The 5,304-nt window shown below is 59.4% G+C and carries 5 protein-coding genes and 1 riboswitch; of the genes, 3 read left to right on the top strand and 2 right to left on the bottom strand.

Going from position 1 to position 5,304, the window contains the following annotated elements:
- The first annotated feature begins 150 nt into the window (after positions 1-150).
- From ACOCD2_RS11695 to thiC, 3 genes are all read left to right on the top strand, one after another.
- Complete coding sequence (locus tag ACOCD2_RS11695) at positions 151-1,290, top strand: ABC transporter permease (RefSeq protein WP_293680164.1); 1,140 nt, start codon at positions 151-153, stop codon at positions 1,288-1,290.
- A 5-nt stretch (positions 1,291-1,295) separates the two neighbouring features.
- The gene (locus ACOCD2_RS11690; protein ID WP_293647747.1) at positions 1,296-1,715 is read left to right on the top strand and encodes a hypothetical protein; all 420 of its coding nucleotides are present in this window, start codon (positions 1,296-1,298) and stop codon (positions 1,713-1,715) included.
- Positions 1,716-1,745: 30 nt separating this feature from the next.
- Positions 1,746-1,908: riboswitch (TPP riboswitch) on the top strand.
- A 31-nt stretch (positions 1,909-1,939) separates the two neighbouring features.
- Entirely contained in the window at positions 1,940-3,829 is a 1,890-nt protein-coding gene (gene thiC / locus ACOCD2_RS11685; RefSeq protein WP_293647749.1) for a phosphomethylpyrimidine synthase ThiC, read from the top strand.
- An 86-nt stretch (positions 3,830-3,915) separates the two neighbouring features.
- Here the strand turns inward: thiC and ACOCD2_RS11680 are convergent, their stop codons facing one another.
- Both ACOCD2_RS11680 and apaG read right to left on the bottom strand, forming a co-directional pair.
- On the bottom strand, positions 3,916-4,755 hold the full coding sequence (locus ACOCD2_RS11680) for a symmetrical bis(5'-nucleosyl)-tetraphosphatase (RefSeq protein ID WP_293647751.1): 840 nt from the start codon (positions 4,753-4,755) through the stop codon (positions 3,916-3,918).
- A gap of 5 nt (positions 4,756-4,760) precedes the next feature.
- A complete protein-coding gene (apaG, locus tag ACOCD2_RS11675; protein ID WP_308214502.1) occupies positions 4,761-5,195 on the bottom strand; it encodes a Co2+/Mg2+ efflux protein ApaG in 435 nt (144 codons plus the stop codon).
- Positions 5,196-5,304 lie beyond the last annotated feature (109 nt).

Raw genomic sequence — 5,304 nt, 5'->3', positions numbered from 1 at the left:
AGGCGGATTCCACGGGTGACCCGTTCTCTTTTCAATAAAATCCACCTTGCACCCATCCCTCGGTTTCTCGAAGGAATGGGGGCTTCATAGGTGCATGGGAACAGGCTTTTACGACACCCTCTCAGGGAGAGGGGTTGGGGAGAGGGTAAAGTGAAACCCTGGATTATCGTTTTCCGCAAGGAACTGAAAGACCTGTTCCGCGACCGGCGCACCATGGTCAACATCCTGGTGCTGGGCGCCCTGCTGGGGCCGGTTCTGGCCATGGGGCTGATGCTGCTGGCGGTGAAGATGATCAGTGACGAAGCGGAAAAGACCATCGAGCTGCCGGTACAGGGCGCGGAGTATGCCCCCGTGCTGCTGGATTACCTGGCTTCCAGCAGGATAAGCGTGGTGGATGCCTTGGCTGACCCCCAGGCCGCCGTGCGTGCCCAGGAGGTAGACCCGGCGCTGGTGATCGACCCGGCTTTTCCTCAGCAGCTGCGTGACGGGAAGCCCGCGCAGCTGACCCTGCTATCCGATCATTCCCGCAGCAAGACACGTATCGTCAGGAGGCGTATCGAAGCCGCTATCGAGAACTATTCTGCCAACCTGGGCAACCTGCGCCTGAGCCTGCGCGGGGTCGATCCGTCCATCACCCAGGTCATGGTGCTGCACGACCGGGACCTTTCCAGGAAGGGTTCCGATGCGCAGCTGCTCGCTTTCCTGCCTTACCTGCTGATCATCGGCATCATGCAGGCGGCCATGGTGGTGGCGGCGGATCTGACCGCTGGTGAGCGGGAGCGCCAGTCCCTGGAGCCCCTCATGGCCAACCCTGTTGCACCTGAACAGTTCATGGTCGGCAAGCTGGCTACCAATGTGCTCATCAGCCTGGCGGTGCTGGCCCTGTCACTCCTCGGATTTGCCGCAGGGACCCGGATGATCGATCTCGGGGATACCGGCATTACCTTCAGCCTGCTGTCCATCCCGGTGCTACTGCTTTTCCTGTCGCCCCTGGCCTTTTTCTTCGCCGCCTTCGCGCGTACCGTCAAAGAAGCCCAGACCTACCTTGGCCTGCTGGTGCTGGCGGCACTCACACCGTCCATGATTCAGATGGTGCTGCAAAGCAAGATGCAGAACCTGGAGCTGCTGCTGCCCATCTGGTCGCACAACTACCTGATCAACGAGGTGCTGCGCGGAGAGCCATTGAGCCTGGCACAGTGGACGCTGCCTTCTGCGGGTGCCCTGCTGGCGGGTGGCCTTTTAGCCGCTCTGGCAGGACGTCTGTACCGTAAGCCGGATTTCATCTTTTGAGAACCATGATCCATAGCCTGCGCATAAGCCGGGAATTGTGGCCCGAAGTGACCTCCCGGCCGCATTTCATCATGGATCTGGATTATGAAGGCTGCCGCATAAGCTGGGATGACATCTATTTTGCGGTGGAAGATGAAATGGTTGACCGCTTGCGGGAAATGCGCATCGGGCGCAAGGGCAAAGTGGCTCTGGATGGCGGCTTTCGGTTCCTGTTGACCGTGGAGATGCAGGCAACGGGTGGTGTCACCCTGGGATTCAGGACAGAATCCGGTGCGGAATTTCCCGGCAAACGCATTCTCGAAGGTTTTTTCGAGGTGGGCGGAGAATATACGGATGCCCTGTTGGGTGGATTGGTGGATTTGATCGACAAGGGCCGCCCTTTCTCCATTGCAGGCAGCCCTGGGGTGATGGTGGATGTGCGCTGAGCCTGTCCTGCGAATTACTGCTACAATCACCGGCATAGCTGGGGGTGCCGCAAGGGAGCCTCCGAATAAGTCGTGAACCCGCCGGACGTAATCTGCTTCGTCCTGACTTAATCGGAGATTTCCAGGGCTGAGAAACACCCTTCGAACCTGATCCGGATAATACCGGCGTAGAGGGAAGCTGCGATTATCAAGCGCCTGCTCCCCTGACAAAACTGGAGAACATCATGAGCGCGATTCCCGAAGATTTCGTCAACCAGACCACCCGTCTGTCCGAGGACGTGACCGGACCCTTTCCCAATGCCCGTAAGATCTATGTGGAAGGCAGCCAGGCCGGAGTGAGCGTGCCCATGCGGGAAATCTCCCAGGATGTAACGCATGCTTTCGATGGCGATGAAGAAAATCCTCCCATCTACGTCTATGACACATCCGGTCCGTACACGGACCCAAATGCCACCATAGACCTGCTGAAAGGCCTGCACCCCCTGCGTGAAGCCTGGATAGAAGCCCGGGGTGACACGGAAAAGCTCGATGGTCCCAGCTCCGAGTTCGGCCAGAACCGTCAGAGCGATCCGGATCTGGCCCACCTGCGCTTCGAGCACATCCGCACCCCGCGGCGGGCCAAGGCCGGCGCCAACGTGACCCAGATGCACTACGCCCGCCAGGGCATTATCACCCCGGAAATGGAGTTTGTGGCCATCCGCGAGAACATGAAGCTGGACGAGCTGCGCCGCGATCCCCGTTACGCCCAGCTGCTCAAGCAGCATCCTGGCCAGTCCTTTGGCGCCAATCTGCCTGAAGAGATCACCCCGGAGTTCGTGCGCGACGAGGTGGCCGCGGGTCGCGCCATCATTCCCGCCAACATCAATCATCCCGAAGCCGAGCCCATGATCATCGGGCGCAACTTCCGGGTGAAGATCAACACCAATATCGGCAATTCCGCCGTGACTTCCTCCATTGCCGAGGAAGTGGAGAAGATGGTCTGGTCCGCCCGCTGGGGCGGCGACACCCTCATGGACCTGTCCACGGGCAAGAACATTCACGAGACCCGGGAATGGATCTTGCGCAACGCCCCCATGCCCATAGGCACCGTGCCCATCTACCAAGCCCTGGAAAAGGTGGACGGCAAGTCCGAGGAGCTGACCTGGGAGATGTTCCGCGACACCCTCATCGAGCAGGCCGAGCAGGGGGTGGATTACTTCACCATTCATGCGGGGGTGCGCCTGGCCTATGTGCCCCTCACCGCCCAGCGCCTCACGGGCATCGTCTCCCGGGGCGGCTCCATCATGGCCAAGTGGTGCCTGGCTCACCATGAAGAGAGCTTCCTCTACACCCATTTCGGCGAGATCTGCGAGATCATGAAAGCCTATGACGTGGCCTTTTCCCTGGGCGACGGCCTGCGTCCCGGTTGCCTGGCGGATGCCAACGACGCCGCCCAGTTCGGCGAACTGGAAACCTTGGGCGAGCTGACCAAATTTTCCTGGGAGCAGGATGTGCAGGTGATGATCGAAGGGCCGGGCCACGTGCCCATGCAGATGATCAAGGAGAACATGGACAAGGAGCTGCACGACTGCTTCGAAGCGCCTTTCTATACTCTCGGACCCTTGGTGACGGATATCGCCCCCGGCTACGACCACATCACCTCGGGCATAGGCGCGGCCCAGATTGGCTGGTATGGCACTGCCATGCTCTGTTACGTGACGCCCAAGGAACACCTGGGCCTGCCCAACAAGGAGGACGTGCGCACGGGCATCATCACCTACAAGCTGGCTGCCCATGCGGCGGATCTGGCCAAAGGGCTGCCCGGTGCGCAGATCCAGGACAATGCCCTGTCAAAAGCGCGTTTCGAATTCCGCTGGGACGATCAGTTCAACCTGTCCCTGGACCCGGATCTGGCGCGGGAATATCACGATGAGACCATGCCCAAGCAGGCCCACAAGGTGGCGCATTTCTGTTCCATGTGCGGCCCCCATTTCTGTTCCATGAAGATCACCCAGGATGTACGCGAGTATGCCGCGAACCTGGGGGTGGAAGCGGAAAAGGCTCTGGATGAGGGCATGAGGGAGAAGGCCGAGGAGTTTAAACAACAGGGAGCGGAGATTTACAAGGAGGTGTAGCTTCAGATGCGGTTCCTGCGTCACCGCATCCTACACGTTGTGGCACCCCCGTAGGATGCGGTGAGCTACGAACCGCATCAGCAGGCTCAAACAAAAAGTGTAGGGTCTTGTTGTCCTTCACACTGGTATTGTTTGGGGGCTGGCGGGCTGCGGTCGATACGCAATGCGGTCAATTCGCCGCCCCAAAGACAGCCGGTATCCAGCGCCCAGGTGTTCTGCGTATGCTGGTAGCCCAGGGTGGACCAGTGACCGAACAGGATGCGGTCGTTCCTGGTGAGCCGGCGGGGGTGCGCAAACCAGGGTATGTATTTCTTTTTCTGGCCCAGGGGTGAGCCCTTCAGTTTCAGCTTCAGTTTGCCTTTTTTGGTCACGAAGCGCAGGCGGGTGAAACAGTTGGTGATGAAACGCAGGCGGTCCATGCCTGTCAGCTCCGGATCCCAGCGATTGGGCTTGTTGCCGTACATCCGGTCGAAGAAATCCTGATAGTCCGGTCCGCGCAGCACCACTTCGACTTCCCGGGCGCAGGCCTGGGCCGTGGTCAGGTCCCACTGGGGCGGCAGCCCTGCGTGGATCATGGTGAAATTCAGCTGCTTGTCGTGGTGCATCAGGGGCCGGTGGCGCAGCCAGTGGATGAGCTCATCGCGGTCGGGTGCATCAAGTACCTGGTTCAGGTCGTCGCTGTCCTTGAAGCGCTTGTTGCCGCTGGCCAGCGCAAGCAGGTGCAGGTCATGGTTTCCCAGTACGGTGATCGCCCTGTCCCCCAGTGATGAGACGAAACGCAGTGTATCCAGTGAACGGGGACCCCTGTTGACCAGATCGCCGACAAACCAGAGCCGGTCACTGGCCGGGTCAAACTGCAGGCTGTCGAGAAGCGCCTGCAACTCGCCATAGCAACCCTGGATGTCGCCAATGGCGTATACGGCCATGATGGTCAGTTGATGGTGTTGGGTGTCTGCAGGGAAAAGACGGGGATGGGTGTCAGGAAATGCTCGCCCTGGTCGTCCACCATTTCATAGTCGCCTTCCATCGCGCCGACGGGGGTTTCCAGGATTGCGCCGCTGCTGTACTGGTACTGCTGACCAGGCTGCAGATGAGGCTGATCTCCCACCACGCCCTTGCCGCGGACCTCTTCCACCTTGCCATTGGCATCGGTGATGACCCAGTGGCGGTTGAGCAGCTTCGCCGGGACACTGCCCCGGTTGCTGATGGTAATGGTGTATCCGAAAACAAACCGCTCTTCTTCGGGAGCAGATTGTTCTTCGAGAAAGGTGCTTTCCACTTCCACCTGTATCTGATGTTTTGGTGCTTTTGTCATGCGTGCATTATACATCAGGGAAGGGGGTTCCTGTGCAGTTACCGGAGCCACCTTGCGTGGCTCCGGCACACAGGGTCAGAGGTTCTTCTTCAGGAAAGCATCCATCATTTTGTAGACTGAAGGTAACTACTCACCCCTAAGATGAGTACAAGCCTGCCTC

Source organism: Thiolapillus sp. (assembly GCF_048562965.1).
Taxonomy (GTDB): domain Bacteria; phylum Pseudomonadota; class Gammaproteobacteria; order Chromatiales; family Chromatiaceae; genus Thiolapillus; species Thiolapillus brandeum_A.
The sequence above is the reverse complement of the archived record's forward strand: the minus strand, read 5'-3'. Positions and strand labels throughout refer to the sequence as shown.